Source organism: Pseudomonas poae RE*1-1-14 (assembly GCF_000336465.1).
In the GTDB taxonomy this organism is placed as follows: Bacteria; Pseudomonadota; Gammaproteobacteria; order Pseudomonadales; family Pseudomonadaceae; genus Aquipseudomonas; species Aquipseudomonas poae.
This window is the reverse complement of record NC_020209.1, coordinates 473,519-489,624: the sequence shown is the minus strand read 5'-3', so window position 1 is coordinate 489,624 and position 16,106 is coordinate 473,519. Positions and strand designations below refer to the sequence as shown.

General features: G+C 61.8%; 14 protein-coding genes. 4 read left to right on the top strand and 10 right to left on the bottom strand.

What is annotated here, in order from left to right; all coding sequences use genetic code 11:
• Positions 1 to 74 precede the first annotated feature (74 nt).
• The 10 genes from tadA to lptF form a co-directional block, all read right to left on the bottom strand.
• The gene (gene tadA / locus H045_RS02255; protein ID WP_015371306.1) at positions 75 to 575 is read right to left on the bottom strand and encodes a tRNA adenosine(34) deaminase TadA; all 501 of its coding nucleotides are present in this window, start codon (positions 573 to 575) and stop codon (positions 75 to 77) included.
• Positions 575 to 1,951: a multicopper oxidase family protein gene (locus H045_RS02250; protein ID WP_041931587.1), complete on the bottom strand. Its 1,377-nt coding sequence runs from the start codon at positions 1,949 to 1,951 to the stop codon at positions 575 to 577. The genes tadA and H045_RS02250 overlap by 1 nt, the downstream gene beginning before the upstream one ends.
• A gap of 170 nt (positions 1,952 to 2,121) precedes the next feature.
• Positions 2,122 to 2,865: a pyridoxine 5'-phosphate synthase gene (pdxJ, locus tag H045_RS02245; RefSeq protein WP_003234108.1), complete on the bottom strand. Its 744-nt coding sequence runs from the start codon at positions 2,863 to 2,865 to the stop codon at positions 2,122 to 2,124.
• A gap of 51 nt (positions 2,866 to 2,916) precedes the next feature.
• The gene (gene recO / locus H045_RS02240) at positions 2,917 to 3,606 is read right to left on the bottom strand and encodes a DNA repair protein RecO (protein ID WP_003234110.1); all 690 of its coding nucleotides are present in this window, start codon (positions 3,604 to 3,606) and stop codon (positions 2,917 to 2,919) included.
• A gap of 196 nt (positions 3,607 to 3,802) precedes the next feature.
• Positions 3,803 to 4,705 (bottom strand): GTPase Era, encoded by a 903-nt coding sequence (era, locus tag H045_RS02235; RefSeq protein WP_003234112.1) that lies wholly within the window; start codon positions 4,703 to 4,705, stop codon positions 3,803 to 3,805.
• On the bottom strand, positions 4,698 to 5,387 hold the full coding sequence (rnc, locus tag H045_RS02230; protein WP_003188856.1) for a ribonuclease III: 690 nt from the start codon (positions 5,385 to 5,387) through the stop codon (positions 4,698 to 4,700). The genes era and rnc overlap by 8 nt, the downstream gene beginning before the upstream one ends.
• 147 nt (positions 5,388 to 5,534) lie before the next feature.
• Complete coding sequence (gene lepB / locus H045_RS02225; RefSeq protein WP_003234116.1) at positions 5,535 to 6,389, bottom strand: signal peptidase I; 855 nt, start codon at positions 6,387 to 6,389, stop codon at positions 5,535 to 5,537.
• Between the two features lie 5 nt (positions 6,390 to 6,394).
• Positions 6,395 to 8,194 (bottom strand): translation elongation factor 4, encoded by a 1,800-nt coding sequence (gene lepA / locus H045_RS02220; protein WP_032870541.1) that lies wholly within the window; start codon positions 8,192 to 8,194, stop codon positions 6,395 to 6,397.
• Positions 8,195 to 8,342: 148 nt separating this feature from the next.
• Positions 8,343 to 9,422 carry an LPS export ABC transporter permease LptG gene (gene lptG / locus H045_RS02215; protein WP_015371304.1) on the bottom strand — a complete coding sequence of 360 codons (1,080 nt, stop codon included), beginning with the start codon at positions 9,420 to 9,422 and terminating at the stop codon, positions 8,343 to 8,345.
• Complete coding sequence (gene lptF, locus H045_RS02210; protein ID WP_003234122.1) at positions 9,415 to 10,533, bottom strand: LPS export ABC transporter permease LptF; 1,119 nt, start codon at positions 10,531 to 10,533, stop codon at positions 9,415 to 9,417. The genes lptG and lptF overlap by 8 nt, the downstream gene beginning before the upstream one ends.
• A gap of 283 nt (positions 10,534 to 10,816) precedes the next feature.
• Between lptF and H045_RS02205 the strand changes: the two genes are divergently transcribed.
• From H045_RS02205 to H045_RS02190, 4 genes are all read left to right on the top strand, one after another.
• The gene (locus H045_RS02205; RefSeq protein WP_003234123.1) at positions 10,817 to 12,307 is read left to right on the top strand and encodes a leucyl aminopeptidase; all 1,491 of its coding nucleotides are present in this window, start codon (positions 10,817 to 10,819) and stop codon (positions 12,305 to 12,307) included.
• 54 nt (positions 12,308 to 12,361) lie between these two features.
• A complete protein-coding gene (locus tag H045_RS02200; RefSeq protein ID WP_003234125.1) occupies positions 12,362 to 12,790 on the top strand; it encodes a DNA polymerase III subunit chi in 429 nt (142 codons plus the stop codon).
• Positions 12,791 to 12,797: 7 nt separating this feature from the next.
• Positions 12,798 to 13,145, top strand: a complete 348-nt coding sequence (locus H045_RS02195) for a hypothetical protein (RefSeq protein ID WP_015371303.1) — start codon at positions 12,798 to 12,800, stop codon at positions 13,143 to 13,145.
• 113 nt (positions 13,146 to 13,258) lie between these two features.
• Positions 13,259 to 16,105, top strand: a complete 2,847-nt coding sequence (locus tag H045_RS02190) for a valine--tRNA ligase (RefSeq protein ID WP_015371302.1) — start codon at positions 13,259 to 13,261, stop codon at positions 16,103 to 16,105.
• Position 16,106 lies beyond the last annotated feature (1 nt).

The following is a 16,106-nucleotide window of genomic DNA, read 5'->3' as shown; positions in this document are numbered from 1 at the left end:
CTCACAACGCCCCTGACTACATGAAGATCACCTGTGGGAGCTGGCTTGCCTGCTCCCACATTGGTTTCCCGGTGTCAGCTGGAAGAGGGTTTGGCTCGGCGGGCTTTGAAGAATTCGCTCAGAACGGCTCCGCATTCCTCGGCCAGCACCCCGCCTTCAAACAGCACACGGTGGTTGAGAAAGTCCTGGGTAAAAAACTGCCCCTGGCTCTGCACAATCCCGGCCTTGGGCTCCAGCGCGCCATACACCACCCGCGCAACCCGCGAATGCACGATCAACCCCGCGCACATGCTGCACGGCTCCAGGGTCACGTATAGAGTGCTGCCCACCAGTCGATAGTTGCTGATGGCCTGGGCTGCAGCGCGAATCGCGACCATCTCGGCATGGGCGCTGGGGTCGTTGCCGCTGATGGGGCAGTTGAAGCCTCGGCCGATGATTTCGCCGTTCTGCACCAGTACCGCGCCCACCGGCACTTCGCCGAGTGTCGCACCTTGTGCAGCGAGGGCCAGGGCTTCGCGCATGAAGTGCTGGTCGCGGCTGCGATCGATGATTGCGGCGGGGCGAATCTGGCGCATCACGCCACCTCGATGGCGGCCATCAGGCCGGTTTCCATGTGGTCGATCACATGGCAATGGAACATCCACACCCCGGGATTATCCGCCACCAAGGCCACGCGGGCGCGTTCGTTCTTGCCCAGCAGGTAAGTGTCGGTGAAGTACGGCACCACCTTGTGGCGGTTCGAGGCAATGACCTTGAAGCTCATGCCGTGCAAATGGATTGGGTGCTGGTACTGGGTCATGTTCTTCAGTTCGAAAATGTAGCTCTTGCCCTTTTCCAGTTTGGCAATCGGGCGGTCGGCGCAGGTCTTGTCGGTGATGTCCCAGGCCTTGCCGTTGATCTGCCACAGGCTCGGCGGCTTGCCGTCATCCACCGACACCGTGCCCACCCATTCAAAGTTGAAGTTGAGTTTCTCGGCATTGGCCAGGTCCGGCTCGCTGATCGGGTTGGCCGGCAACGCGGGCGGCCATTGGCTGGGCGCATCGGTGTTGGCTACCGAGCGGAAGGTGCCCAGGCGCACCGGCCCGTTGCGGATCGACAGTTCCTCACCCGCCGGCGGGGCCTTGATCGCCAGACAAATGCGCATGCCGGGCCCCAGCCAGTATTCCTTGCCCAGCGGGCGCGGCTCGATGGGGTTGCCGTCCAGTGCGTAGATCTGCGCTTCGACGTCCGGGATGTTGATGCGATAGGTCAGGGTGTTATCGAGGTTGAGCAGGCGCACGCGGGTGATCTGCCCGGCCGGCAGGTCAATCACTGCCTGGGACACGCCATTGATGGTGGACAGGCGCCCCGCCGTACCGCCGCGCGCCGCTTCGCGTGGGATGCTGAACGCGACGAACGCGCCGTCTTCGTCCACATGCCAGCTTTTGAGGCTGAGGGTGCGTTCGTGCTTGAAGCCGGTGGGTTCGCGCTCTTCGATGATCAGCGGGCCGACCAGGCCACGGCCGAGTTCTTCGCTGCTGTTCACATGGGGGTGGTACCAGTAGCTGCCAGCGTCGGGCACGCGGAATTTGTAGTCGAAGTATTCGCCGGGCAATACCGGCAGTTGCGAGACGTAGGGCACGCCGTCCATCTCCAGCGGCAGGCGGATGCCGTGCCAGTGGATGGTAGTGGCCACCGGCAAGTGATTGATGAAACGTACCCGCAGCCATTCGCCCTGGCGCACGCGAAGCTCGGTGCCGGGCGCCGAGGGGCCGAATGCCCAGGCCTGGGTGATGTGGCCGGGCACCAGTTCCACGTCCAGGGGCGCCGCGATCAACTCGTAATCGTGCCCCGCCTCGGACTCGGCGACTTTCCCCAGCCAGTAGCGATAGCCGCCCCCGGCGCCGACGCCTACAACGGCCAGGCCTGCAAGACCACCCAGGATCTGTCGACGGGAAAAGGATCGGGACACAACAACCTCACGTATCAACCGCAGGCACGGGACCTGCAAAGGGCGGATACGATACACCGCCATCGGCTAAACAGTAAGGCTTCGCATTGCCGCACGGTTGATTGCTGGAGCCTGATGGGGATCAAAATGTGGGAGCAAGCCCCCCTCTCACACTGGATTTTCTGCGTTCTTCAGGCCTTGGCGGCGGCGAGGATCAGGGCTTTCATTTCGGCGACCGCGCCTTTGAAGCCGACGAACAGTGCGTGGGCCACCAGCGCGTGGCCGATGTTCAACTCGTTGATGCCCTTGATCGCGGCCACGGCCTGCACGTTGTGGTAGTGCAGACCATGGCCGGCATTGACGATCAAGCCTTGCTGGAGACCGAACGTCACGCCGTCGATAACCCGTTGCAGCTCATCGGCGACTTCGCCAGGGGTGGTGGCGTCAGCGTAACGGCCGGTGTGCAGCTCAATGGCCGGCGCACCGACACGGCGCGAAGCTTCGATCTGGCGCTCGTCGGCGTCGATGAACAGCGAGACTTCGCTGCCGATCTGCGACAGGCGCTCCACGGCGGCCTTGATCCGCGCTTCCTGGCCGGCCACGTCGAGACCGCCTTCGGTGGTGAGTTCCTGGCGGGTTTCCGGCACCAGGCAGATGTGCGCCGGGCGGATGCGCTCGGCGAAGGCCATCATGGCTTCGGTGACGCCCATTTCGAAATTCATGCGGGTTTGCAGCACGTCTTTGAGCAGCAGCACGTCACGTTCCTGAATATGGCGACGGTCTTCGCGCAGATGCACGGTGATGCCATCGGCGCCCGCTTCTTCGGCGTCCAGCGCGGCCTTGACCGGGTCCGGGTAGCGAGTGCCCCGGGCCTGACGCAGGGTGGCAACGTGGTCGATGTTGACGCCAAGAAGAATACGATTGCTGGTGCTCACGGAAGCGCTCCTGAAAGGGGAAAGAATCGGTGCACAGCATACACGGGGATGTCAGGGCTTTCGAAACAACTCGCGACTGACCAGCGGCTTGCCACCCAAGTGCACCGCGAGAGCCTGGCGCATCAGGCGTTTGGCGGCCGACAGCGCGCCGGGCGCGGTCCAGTCCGCCTCGCTCATGGCCAGCAACTCGGCGCCCTGGAACAGCCCCGGTTGCAGCAGGTAGACGCGCTCAAGGCCGGCGTCGACCTGCAGGCGGTACATGCCGTCGGCGGCGACGGGCTCGCCATGCACGTCGTTGCTCAGTTCGAAGCCGTATCCCAGGTCGTCCAGCAGACGCCATTCGAACGCGCGCAACAACGGCTCCAGCGGGCGGCCTTCGGCGAGGGCGAGCAAGGTGGCAGCGTAGTGATCGAACACGCCGGGGTGCGGGTCTTCGGCGGGCAGCAGGCGGATCAGCAGTTCATTGAGGTAGAGGCCGCTGAACAGCGCATCGCCATTGAGCCAGGCGGAGGTGCCGACGCTTTCCAGGCGGCCGACGTTCTTCAACTCGCCCTTGCCCCGAAACTCGACGTCCAGCGCCACGAATGGCCGCGCCAACGTACCGGCCTTGCCGCGCGCGCTGCGCAATACCGCGCGCAGCCGGCCCTGGGGCGTGAGGAAGTCCACCAGCGCGCTGGTCTCGCGATAGGCGCGGCTGTGCAGCACGTAGGCGAGTTGGCTGGGGGGTGGGGATTGGGACATTGGGTTCTCGCTGCGCGAACACGGTCTGGAAAACAACGATTATCCAATGTGAAAGCGGGCTTGTGTGGGAGCTGGCTTGCCTGCGATGCAGGCACCTCGGTCGTTGAGCTGTACCGAGGTGATGCTATCGCAGGCAAGCCAGCTCCCACACAAGCCCCCCTCCCACATTTTTGCCCCGCGCTGTTCTGCGGGCCTGTTACAGGTCGCCGTAGCCCAGCGAGCGCAGTGCGCGCTCGTCATCGGACCAGCCACCCTTCACCTTCACCCACAGGTTGAGCATGATCTTGGAGTCGAACAGCAGCTCCATGTCCTTGCGCGCCTCGGTGCCAATGCGCTTGATGCGCTCGCCCTTGTCGCCAATGATGATTTTCTTCTGGCCATCACGTTCGACGAGGATCAGCGCATGGATGTGCAAGGTCTTGCCCTGCTGCTTGAATTCTTCGATTTCCACGGTGATCTGATACGGCAGCTCGGCGCCCATCTGGCGCATGATTTTCTCGCGCACCAGTTCAGCGGCGAGAAAGCGGCTGCTGCGGTCGGTGATCTGATCTTCCGGGAAGAAGTGTTCGTTTTCCGGCAGGTAGCCGGCGATCACGCGCTCGAGGGCTTCAAGGTTGTGGCCGTGCTGCGCCGAGATCGGCATGATCTGCGCGTTCGGCAGTTGCTCCTGCAGCCAGGTCAGGTGCGGCATCAGCTCGGCTTTGTCTTCGATGCGGTCGGTCTTGTTCAGTGCCACTATCAGCGGGCCGGTGACGTACTGCACACGCTCCAGGACCATCTGGTCTTCGTCGGTCCACTTGGTGCGGTCGACCACGAAGATCACCACGTCGACGTCTTTCAACGCCGCCGAGGCGGTCTTGTTCATGTAGCGGTTGAGGGCTTTTTCACCCCCCTTGTGCATGCCAGGAGTGTCGACGTACACCGCCTGCACACTGCCTTCGGTCTTGATGCCAAGCATGTTGTGCCGGGTGGTCTGCGGCTTGCGCGAGGTGATCGCAAGCTTCTGGCCGAGGATGTGGTTGAGCAGCGTGGACTTGCCCACGTTGGGGCGGCCGACGATGGCAACATAGCCACAGCGTGTTGCGGTTGAATCAGTCATGGCCATTCTCCACGCCCAGGGCAATCAGTGCTGCAGCGGCCGCTACCTGTTCGGCAATACGACGGCTCACACCCTGACCTCGGCTTTTTTCGTTCAATAAAGTGATTTCACATTCCACGAAGAACACGCGGCAATGGGGCTCACCCTGAATATCCACCACTTCGTAGCGTGGCAGTTCGCACCCGCGCGACTGCAGGTATTCCTGCAGGCGGGTCTTGGGATCCTTGTTGGTGTCGACCAGGGTCAGGCTTTCGATCTCCGATGCCAGCCAGGCGACCACACGCTCTTTGGCCGTCTCCATGCCTGCATCCAGGTAGATTGCGCCGATCAAGGCTTCCAGGGCATCGGCCAGGATCGACTCGCGACGAAAACCGCCGCTCTTCAATTCGCCGGACCCCAGGCGCAGGTATTCGCCCAGGCCAAAACCACGGGCCAGCACGGCCAGGGTCTCGCCTTTCACCAGCCGCGCACGCAGGCGTGAAAGCTGGCCTTCGCGCGCCTGGGGGAAGCGCTCGAACAACGCCTCACCGGCGGCGAAATTGAGGATGGCATCACCGAGGAATTCCAGGCGCTCGTTATTGCGCCCTGCAAAGCTGCGGTGTGTGAGGGCAAGGACCATCAATTCCTGATCCTTGAAGGTGTAGCCGAGCTGGCGCTCGAGACGACTCAGAGAAACGGTCACGGTTTATCCATATCTAGTTGGTGGCACCGGCGGCCATCGACGATTGACGCAGTGTTCAAATTCAAATCCTGATAGTTGCCGCGTGAGACCGGACATTGTCCAGGCCCCAGAAAAGCATTCGGCGCTGTGTTCACAGCGCCGCCTGTATTACTTGATCAGCCCGACCCGCGAGAAGTTCGGCAAGTGGCTGAGCTTGGGTTCCGGCCAGCTCATCCAGACCGCGAAGGCCTTGCCGACGATATTCTGGTCGGGGACCATGCCCAGCAGCTCTTTGGGAATGCTGGGATCATCCCAGTAGCGGCTGTCATTGGAGTTGTCGCGGTTGTCGCCCATCATGAAGTAGTGCCCGGCCGGCACTTTCCACTCGCCATCGGGCGTGGCGCGGTAACGGCTCATTTCCTTGCGGATCTGGTGCTCTACCGCACCGAGTTTTTCCTGATACAGCTCGGCGCTGCCCAGGGTGTTCGGCTCGGCGCCCAGCAGCTTCTCGGCCACCGATTCACCGTTGATGAACAGGCGCTTGTCGCTGGTGTAGCGAATCACGTCACCCGGCAGGCCGACCACACGCTTGATGTAGTTGACGTTCGGATCGCTCGGGTAGCGGAACACCATCACGTCGCCGCGCTGCGGGTCACCGACTTCGATGACCTTCTTGTCGACCACCGGCAGGCGAATCCCGTAGGAAAACTTGTTCACCAGAATGAAGTCGCCCACGTCCAGGGTAGGTTTCATCGACCCCGACGGGATCTGGAACGGCTCCACCAGAAACGAACGCAGCACCAGCACGATGAACAGCACCGGGAAGAACGACTTGCCGTATTCAACCAGCAACGGCTCCTTGTTCAGCTTCTCGATCACGACCGCATCGGGCTGGCTGACGCTGCCCTGATACGACGCGATAGCCGCGCGCCGACGTGGTGCGAAGAACACCAGATCGAGCAACGCCAGGAGGCCGCAGACGGCAACGGCAATGACCAGCAACAGCGGGAAATTTAGTGACATAGGACCTAACTATCCAACCTGAGCACCGCAAGGAAGGCTTCTTGTGGAATTTCCACGTTGCCCACTTGCTTCATGCGTTTTTTACCGGCCTTTTGCTTCTCAAGCAGCTTGCGCTTACGGCTTACGTCACCGCCGTAGCATTTGGCCAATACGTTCTTTCTGAGAGCCTTGACGGAGGTTCGCGCAATGATCTGCCCACCGATGGCGGCCTGGATCGCGACGTCGAACATCTGACGCGGAATCAGTTCTTTCATTTTTTCGGTCAACTGGCGACCTTTGTAGTGCGCGTTGTCCTTGTGCACGATCAGCGCAAGGGCATCCACTTTGTCGCCGTTGATCAGTACATCCAGTTTCACCAGATTGGCCGATTGGTAGCGGTCGAAATGGTAATCCAGCGAAGCATAGCCGCGACTGGTGGATTTGAGACGGTCGAAGAAGTCCAGAACCACTTCGTTCATCGGCAAATCGTAGGTCACTTGCACCTGGGTGCCGAGGAACAGCATGTCGTGCTGCACGCCACGCTTTTCGATACACAGGGTAATCACGTTGCCCAGGTGTTCCTGGGGCACCAGGATATTGGCGCGCACGATGGGTTCGCGCATGTCTTCGATGGAAGACAGGTCTGGAAGCTTGGAGGGGTTGTCGACGTAAATCGTTTCACCGGTTTTCAGCGCCAGCTCAAAAATAACGGTCGGCGCGGTGGTGATCAGGTCCAGGTCGTATTCACGCTCCAGGCGCTCCTGGATGATTTCCATGTGCAGCATGCCAAGGAACCCGCAGCGGAAGCCGAAGCCCAGGGCATCGGAGCTTTCCGGGGTGTACTGCAACGAAGAATCGTTGAGGGTCAGCTTTTGCAGGGCCTCGCGGAAGTCTTCGAAGTCGTCGGAGCTGACCGGGAACAGGCCGGCGTAGACCTGCGGCTGGATGCGCTTGAAGCCCGGCAGCACGTCGACATCCGGCGTGGAACTGAGGGTCAGGGTGTCACCCACCGGCGCACCGTGGATGTCCTTGATACCGGCAATGATGAAGCCTACTTCACCGGCTTTCAGGTCGGTGGTCGCAGTGTGCTTGGGGTTGAACACGCCGACGCTGTCCACCAGATGGATCTTGCCGGTGGACTTGACCAGGATCTTGTCGCCCTTCTTCACACGGCCGTGGCGCACGCGCACCAGGGAGACAACGCCCAGGTAGTTGTCGAACCAGGAGTCGATGATCAGCGCTTGCAGCGGATCTTCGTAGTTGCCGGTAGGCGCCGGGATGGTGTGGACCAGGCGCTCGAGCACTTCGTCCACGCCCAGGCCGGTCTTGGCGCTGCACTCGACGGCGTCGGTGGCGTCGATGCCGATGATCTTCTCGATTTCTTCCTTGACCCGGTCCGGATCGGCCTGGGGCAGGTCGATCTTGTTCAGCACCGGCATTACTTCCAGGCCTTGCTCGATGGCGGTGTAGCAGTTGGCTACGGACTGAGCTTCGACGCCCTGGCCCGCGTCCACTACCAGCAAAGCGCCTTCGCAGGCCGCCAGCGAACGGCTGACTTCGTAGGTGAAGTCAACGTGGCCAGGGGTGTCAATGAAGTTGAGCTGGTACCGGATACCGTCTTTGGCGGTGTAGTACAGGGTGACGCTGTGGGCCTTGATGGTGATCCCGCGCTCGCGTTCGAGGTCCATGGAATCCAGTACCTGGGCTTCCATTTCACGCTCGGCAAGGCCGCCGCACATCTGGATGAATCGATCGGCCAGCGTCGACTTACCATGGTCAATGTGGGCGATGATGGAGAAATTGCGGATATGACTCAAATCACTCACGGATCAACACTCAAAAAGGCTGCAGGCAGATTGCCCGCTGAAAAATAGCCGGGAATTGTACCTGATGCTCGGGCCAGACGTCATCTTTGCTGTCCAGAACGCAAAAGGCCCCGTCAATACGGGGCCTTTTCAACTGCAGGGGCATCCCCTACCCGGCGCGGCGCAGCAGCCAGAACCCGGCGAGGGCGCAGATGGCGGTCGGCACCAGCACCGCAAACAGCGGCGAGAAACCGAACACCAGGCTCGACGGCCCAAGCAGGTCCTGAGCAATGCGGAAGGTGAAGCCCACCAGCACACCGGTGAATACGCGCTGGCCGAGGGTAACCGAGCGCAGCGGGCCGAAGATGAACGAAATAGCCATCAACACCAGCGCGGCGGTAACCACCGGTTGCAACACCTTGACCCAAAATGCCAACCAGTAGCGGCCGTTATTCAGGCCCTGGTCCTTGAGGTAGTGGATATAGCTCCACAACCCGGAGATGGGCAGGCTTTCCGGGATCATCACCACGGTATTGAGCAGTTCCGGCTTCAGGGCGATGTCCCATTGCTCGGTCGGCACGTTGATCACTTCGGTGCTGGCCTTGGTGCCCTGCCCCGCGTTGCGGAAGAAAGTGGTGGTGACATCGGTCAATTGCCATTGATCGGCGCTGTACTGCGCGCGTTTGGCGAAACTGGACGACAACATGTGACGCTCATTATCGAAGGTGTAGCGCGTCACCCCAATCAGCAGGCCGCCCGGCTGCACGGCGTTGATGTGGATGAACTCCTCACCCTGGCGGTGCCACAGACCGTGCTTGGCGCTTTGCGCATCGCCCGAACCCTGGGCCAGGGCGCGATTGGCCTGGGCGGTGGTTTCGGCCGGCGGCGCGACGTACTCGCCGATCAGCACGCTGCAGGCCATCAGCAGCAACATGGGTTTCATCACCGCCCACACGATACGACCGACAGAAACCCCGGCGGCGCGCATGATGGTCAGTTCGCTGTTGCTGGCCAGGCTACCCAGGCCGATCAGGCAACCGATCAGCGCGGCCATGGGCATCATGTCGTAGAGACGGCGCGGCGCGGTGAGGGCCACATAGCTCAGCACGTCGGTCACCGTGTAGGTGTCGCTGACGTTGCTGACCTCATCGATAAAGGCGAACAACGAAGCCAGGCCGAGGATGATGCCCAATACCGCCAGGATGGCGACCAGTACACTTTTGCCAATGTAGCGATCGAGCTTAACCACGCGCCATCTCCTTCTGGCCACGACGGCTCTTCATTTTCAAGCGAATAGGTTCCCAGTACAGCAGCCCCAGGCCGATCACCAGGAAGATCCCGTGCACCCACCACAGGCCAAGGGTCGGCGACAGCTTGCCCTTCTCCAGGGAGCCGCGCGCGGAAATCAGGATGGTGAGGTAGGCCATGTACAGCAGGATCGCCGGCAGCAGCTTGAGGAAGCGGCCCTGGCGCGGGTTGACGCGCGACAGCGGCACGGCCATCAGGGTGACGATAAATACCAGCAGCGGCAGGGAAATACGCCATTGCAGCTCGGCGATGGAGCGCAGCTCGGTGCTGCCGAACAGCTCCTGAGTGGGGATTGCGTCGCGATCGGTGACTTCGTCGCTGACGTCCGGCCGCGCGAGCATCACACCGTAGGTGTCGTACTTGATGGCGCGGTAGTCGGCCTGACCGGGGCTGCCGTCATAGCGATAGCCGTTTTCCAGGATCAGGTAGCGGCTGCCGTCGGGACGGACTTCCTGTCGCCCGGCATCGGCGACCAGCACGGAGATGCCACGGTCCTTTTTGTCCTGGCCCAGGCGTTTTTCGGAGATGAACACCCCGCCGAGGTTGGCGCGGTCATCGGTCAGGGTTTCGGTGTAGGTCACCCGGGTGCCGTCGTTGAGCGCCTGGAAGCGGCCCGGCTCGAGGGTGTCGAACTCGGTCATGGCGTCCTGCTTGTTCAGCACCAGCTGAAATTGCATGGCGCCCTGAGGCGCCAGGCTGAGGCTCAGCCAGGCCACGATCAGCGCGACGCCGGCCGCCGGGATCATGGTCATGGCCAGCAGACGCTGCTGGCTCATGCCGGTCGCCGACAGCACGGTCATTTCGCTCTCAAGGTACAGCCGGCCATAAGCCAGCAGGATCCCGAGGAACAGGCCCAACGGCAGGATCAACTGCAAAAAACCCGGCAGGCGAAAGCCCATGATCAGGAACAGCGAGCCGGGGTCGAGAGCGCCGGAAGCCGCCTGGGCCAGGTATTTGACGAAACGACCACTCATGATGATGACCAGCAATACCGCACTCACGGCACTCAGGGTCAACAGGACTTCGCGGGATAGATAACGGAAGACGATCAAACCAGACACTCCAGGGTTGTCAGGCTAAGGCGGCCAAACAAGCAAGCATACCGAGCGACCCGTTTGCACGGGCCGGCTAAAAAGATGGCGCATTATCCTGTGATTGACAGCGCCTGTCACGGAGCAACCTCATGCGCGAGCACAAAGCGTGCACCGAGGGTTGTCAGGCTTCGCCTGCGAGGTTCAAACTGCGGCCCTTGTCGCGGGCGGTTTACACAACTGCCTCGCTTTAAGCCTGGCCACACAGACGCCAGGCTCACCGACCTTTATAAGGGACCCGAACATGGAACTGGTTGTAAAAAGCGTTAGCCCCGAAACGTTGAAGACCGCCACCCTCGTGGTCGCCATTGGCGAAGGCCGCACGCTGGGCGTCGCCGCCAGCCAACTCGACGAATTGAGCGGCGGCGCGATCAGCGCGATCCTCAAGCGCGGCGACCTGGCCGGCAAAGTGGGCCAAAGCCTGCTGCTGCAAAGCCTGCCCAACCTCAAGGCCGACCGCGTATTGCTGGTGGGCGTGGGCAAGGACGCCGAACTGGGCGACCGCCCGTTCCGCAAGATCATCAGCACCCTGCTCGCCACCCTCAAGGGCCTGGGCGGCACCGATGCCGTGCTGGCACTCGATGAAATCGTCGTCAAGGGCCGTGACAGCTACGGCAAGACCCGCCTGCTGGCCGAAAGCCTGGTGGACGGCGGTTATGTGTTCGATCAGTTCAAGAGCCAGAAGGCCGAACCGCGCGCGCTCAAGAAAATCACTCTGCTGACCATCAAGGCCGCCCAGGCCGAGGTGCAGCGCGCCGTGACCCACGCCACCGCGATCGCCAACGGCATGTCGTTCACCCGCGACCTGGGCAACCTGCCGCCGAACATCTGCCACCCGACGTACCTTGGCGAACAGGCCAAGGCGCTGGGCAAGGAGTTCAAGGGGCTGAAGGTTGAAGTGCTGGACGAGAAGAAGATCAAGGAACTGGGCATGGGCTCGTTCTACGCCGTGGGCCAGGGCAGCGACCAGCCTCCGCGCCTGATCGTGATGCACTACAACGGCGGCAAGAAGTCCGAGAAACCTTACGCCCTGGTGGGTAAAGGCATCACCTTCGACACCGGCGGCATCAGCCTCAAGCCAGGTGCCGGCATGGATGAGATGAAGTACGACATGGGCGGCGCCGCCAGTGTGTTCGGCACCCTGCGTGCGGTGCTGGAACTCAAGCTGCCGATCAATCTGGTGTGCATCCTGGCCTGCGCCGAGAACATGCCGAGCGGCGGCGCGACCCGTCCGGGCGACATCGTCACGACCCTGAGCGGCCAGACCGTCGAGATCCTCAACACCGACGCCGAAGGCCGCCTGGTGCTGTGCGACGCCCTCACCTATGCCGAGCGCTTCAAGCCACAGGCCGTGATCGACATCGCCACGCTGACCGGTGCCTGCGTGGTGGCCTTGGGCGCCCATACGTCGGGCCTTTTGGGCAACAACGACGAACTGATCGAGCAACTGCTGAGCGCCGGTAAAGCCGCCGACGACCGCGCCTGGCAATTGCCGCTGTTCGATGAGTACCAGGAACAGCTGGACAGCCCGTTCGCCGACATCGCCAACATCGGTGGCCCGAAAGCCGGCACCATCACCGCGGCCTGCTTCCTGTCGCGCTTTGCCAAGAACTTCAACTGGGCCCACCTTGATATCGCTGGCACCGCCTGGACCAGCGGCGGCAAGGACAAAGGCGCCACCGGTCGTCCGGTGCCCCTGCTGACCCAGTACCTGCTGGATCGCGCCAAGGCCTGAAACTGAAGACGCCGGGGCGGTGATCATTTCGCCGCCCCGGCCTCAGGAACCGCAATGACCCAAGTCGACTTCTATATATTGCCCAGCGCCGACCCGCTCGCGCGCCTGGACTTTGCCTGCAAACTCACCGAAAAAGCCTGGCGCATGGGCCACCGCATCTACCTGCATTGCAGCGATGCCGGCCAGCGCGACGAGCTGGACGCACGCCTGTGGCGGTTCAAGGGCGAAAGCTTCGTGCCCCACGGCCCCGCCGAATCCGAACCCGAGGGCCAGGTGGTATTGGGCCTGGCAGAGAGCTGCGGCGATCATCAGGACCTGCTGATCAACCTGGATCTGAAAGTCCCGGCATTTGCCAAGGCTTTCGCCCGCGTGGCGGAAGTGGTGGTGGAAGACCCGGCTATTCGTCAGGCCGCGCGGGAGAGTTTTCGTTTCTATCGTGAACAGGGCTATCCTCTGCAGGATCACCGGCTACAACGACTTTGAGTAGATGATGGACACACCAAACCCGATTAAAAAAGACGACCATTTGCTGGATGACCTTGAGTCGATCCGTCAGCTGCTGGGTGATGATGATCTGCAGCCACCGTTGCTGACCGAGGCGGTCATGGACGAGGCACAGATTGCCATGGCCTTCGACACGGCAGCCCCGCAACCGGCTGCCGCGCCAGTGGAAAAACCGCAGGACGCCCTGTTGCTGCACCTGGACAACGAACTGCGCGCCGCCGCGCAATTGATCATGCAGGACGTGATCGACGACTTCGCCCCGCACATCGAAACCGAAATCAAGCGCCGGCTGGATGCGCGGATGGAGCGGCTGCTCAGCCAATACCAGAACTGAACCCTGCACCGTTCCCACATTTGATTCAGCGCAGGCTCACCTCGCCCTGCGCCATATCCCCCGTTATACTTGCCGGCTTTCCCGAATAAATGCCAACTAGGGTCCCGCCGCGCATGGATAAGACCTATCAGCCCCACGCTATTGAAACTTCCTGGTACAACACCTGGGAGTCCGAGAACTATTTCGCCCCACAAGGTGCAGGCGACTCCTACACAATCATGATCCCGCCGCCGAACGTCACCGGCAGCCTGCACATGGGCCATGGCTTCAACAATGCGATCATGGACGCGTTGATCCGTTTCCGCCGCATGCAGGGCCGAGACACCCTGTGGCAGCCCGGTACCGACCACGCGGGCATCGCCACGCAGATGCTGGTGGAGCGCCAACTCGAAGCCACCGGGCAAAGCCGTCATGACCTGGGCCGCGAGAAATTCCTGGAAAAAATCTGGGAGTGGAAAGACCAGTCCGGCGGCAATATCAGCCGTCAGATCCGCCGCCTGGGTTCGTCCGTCGACTGGAGCCGCGAGCGCTTCACCATGGACGACGGCCTGTCGGATGCCGTGAAAGAAGCCTTCGTGCGCCTGCATGAAGACGGCCTGATCTACCGCGGCAAGCGCCTGGTCAACTGGGACACCAAGCTGCACACGGCAATCTCCGACCTCGAAGTGGAAAACCATGACGAGAAAGGCTTTCTGTGGAACCTCAAGTATCCACTGGCCGACGGTGCCAAAACCGCCGAAGGCAATGACTACCTGATCGTCGCCACCACCCGCCCGGAAACCATGCTCGGCGATGCCGCCGTCGCGGTTAACCCGAACGACGAGCGCTATCAGGCGCTGATTGGCAAATTCGTCGAGCTGCCGCTGGTCGGTCGCCGTATCCCGATCATTGCGGACGACTACTGCGATCCCGAATTCGGCACCGGCTGCGTGAAGATCACCCCGGCCCACGATTTCAACGACTATGAAGTCGGCAAGCGCCACAACCTGCCGCTGCTGAACATCTTCGATAAAAACGCCGCCGTCTTGCCGGCCTGCCAGGTGTTCAACCTGGACGGCACGCTCAACGACAGCATCGACGGCAAGGTCCCGCCCGAATACGCAGGCCTGGACCGCTTTGAAGCGCGCAAGCAGATTGTTGCCGCGTTCGATGCCGCCGGCCTGCTGGTGAGCGTGGACGACCACGGTCTGAAAGTGCCGAAGGGCGACCGCTCCGGCACCGTGATCGAACCGTGGTTGACCGACCAGTGGTATGTGTCCACCAAGCCGCTGGCCGAGCCTGCGATTGCCGCTGTCGAAGACGGCCGCATCCAGTTCGTGCCCAAGCAGTACGAAAACATGTACTTCTCGTGGATGCGTGACATCCAGGATTGGTGCATCAGCCGTCAACTGTGGTGGGGCCATCGCATTCCGGCCTGGTACGACGAGTCGGGCAAGGTCTACGTAGGCCGCGACGAAGCCGAAGTGCGGGCCAAACACAACCTGGGCGCGGACGTGGCGTTGCAGCAGGACAACGACGTACTGGACACCTGGTTCAGTTCGGGCCTGTGGACGTTCTCGACCCTCGGCTGGCCGCAGCAGACCGAATTCCTCAAGAAATTCCACTCCACCGATGTGCTGGTCACCGGCTTCGACATCATTTTCTTCTGGGTTGCCCGGATGATCATGCTCACCATGCACTTGGTGAAAAACGAGGACGGCACGCCGCAAGTGCCCTTCAAGACCGTGTACGTTCACGGCCTGGTGCGCGACGGCCAGGGACAGAAAATGTCCAAGTCCAAGGGCAACGTCCTGGACCCGCTGGACATCATCGACGGCATCGAACTCGAAGCGCTGGTAGAAAAGCGCACCTCGGGGATGATGCAGCCGAAACTGGCGAAGAAAATCGAGAAGCAGACCCGCGACGAGTTCGCCGACGGCATTGCCAGCTATGGCACCGACGCCCTGCGCTTTACCTTCTGCTCACTGGCCTCCACCGGTCGCGACATCAAGTTCGACATGGGCCGCGTCGAAGGCTATCGCAACTTCTGCAACAAGATCTGGAACGCCGCACGCTACGTGCTGGACAAGGGCGAGGACTGCGGTCAGAACGGCGAAGCCTATGAGCTGAGCCTGGCCGATCGCTGGATCATCTCGCAACTGCAACGCACCGAAGCCGAAGTGACCCGCCAGCTCGACCAGTTCCGTTTCGACCTGGCGGCACAAGCCTTGTACGAGTTCATCTGGAACCAGTATTGCGACTGGTACCTGGAGCTGTCCAAGCCAGTGCTGTGGGACGAAAATGCGCCGGTCGAACGCCAGCGCGGCACCCGACGCACCCTGGTGCGCGTGCTGGAAGTGGCGCTGCGCCTGGCGCATCCGTTCATGCCGTTCATCACCGAAGAAATCTGGCAGCGCCTCGCGCCGCTGGCCGGTATCGACGGCAAGACCATCATGCTGCAGCCGTGGCCGGTGGCCAATGAAGCCCGCATCGATGAGGCCGCCGAAAGCGATATCGAATGGCTCAAGACCCTGATGCTCGGCACGCGCAACATTCGCGCCGAAATGAACATCGGGCCGGGCAAGCCATTGGCGGTGTTTGTGAAGAACGCCAGTGCCGAGGATCAGCGTCGTCTCAATGAGAACGATGCGCTGCTCAAGAAGCTGGCGAAGCTGGAATCGATCACCGTGCTGGCCGATGGCGCAGAGGCACCTTTGTCCGCCACCGCACTGGTGGGCGACATGGAAGTGCTGGTGCCGATGGCCGGGCTGATCGACAAGGGCGCGGAATTGGCCCGTCTCGACAAGGAAATGCTGCGCTTGCAAGGCGAAGTGCAACGGGTGGGCGGCAAGCTGTCCAACGCCGCATTCGTCGACAAGGCGCCGGCCGAAGTGATCGACAAGGAACGCGCCAAACTGGCCGAGGCTGAGCAAGCCCTGGGCAAACTGGCGGAGCAGCATGCGCGGATTTCCAGCCTGTAAG

What these genes read in the sequence shown, in the direction of transcription:
- tadA (WP_015371306.1), bottom strand. Translation starts at nt 575, where the DNA reads ATGCGCCAGATTCGCCCCGCCGCAATCATCGATCGCAGCCGCGACCAG.
- recO (WP_003234110.1), bottom strand. Translation starts at nt 3,606, where the DNA reads ATGTCCCAATCCCCACCCCCCAGCCAACTCGCCTACGTGCTGCACAGC.
- era (WP_003234112.1), bottom strand. Translation starts at nt 4,705, where the DNA reads ATGACTGATTCAACCGCAACACGCTGTGGCTATGTTGCCATCGTCGGC.
- lepB (WP_003234116.1), bottom strand. Translation starts at nt 6,389, where the DNA reads ATGTCACTAAATTTCCCGCTGTTGCTGGTCATTGCCGTTGCCGTCTGC.
- H045_RS02205 (WP_003234123.1), top strand. Translation starts at nt 10,817, where the DNA reads ATGGAACTGGTTGTAAAAAGCGTTAGCCCCGAAACGTTGAAGACCGCC.
- H045_RS02200 (WP_003234125.1), top strand. Translation starts at nt 12,362, where the DNA reads ATGACCCAAGTCGACTTCTATATATTGCCCAGCGCCGACCCGCTCGCG.
- H045_RS02195 (WP_015371303.1), top strand. Translation starts at nt 12,798, where the DNA reads ATGGACACACCAAACCCGATTAAAAAAGACGACCATTTGCTGGATGAC.
- H045_RS02190 (WP_015371302.1), top strand. Translation starts at nt 13,259, where the DNA reads ATGGATAAGACCTATCAGCCCCACGCTATTGAAACTTCCTGGTACAAC.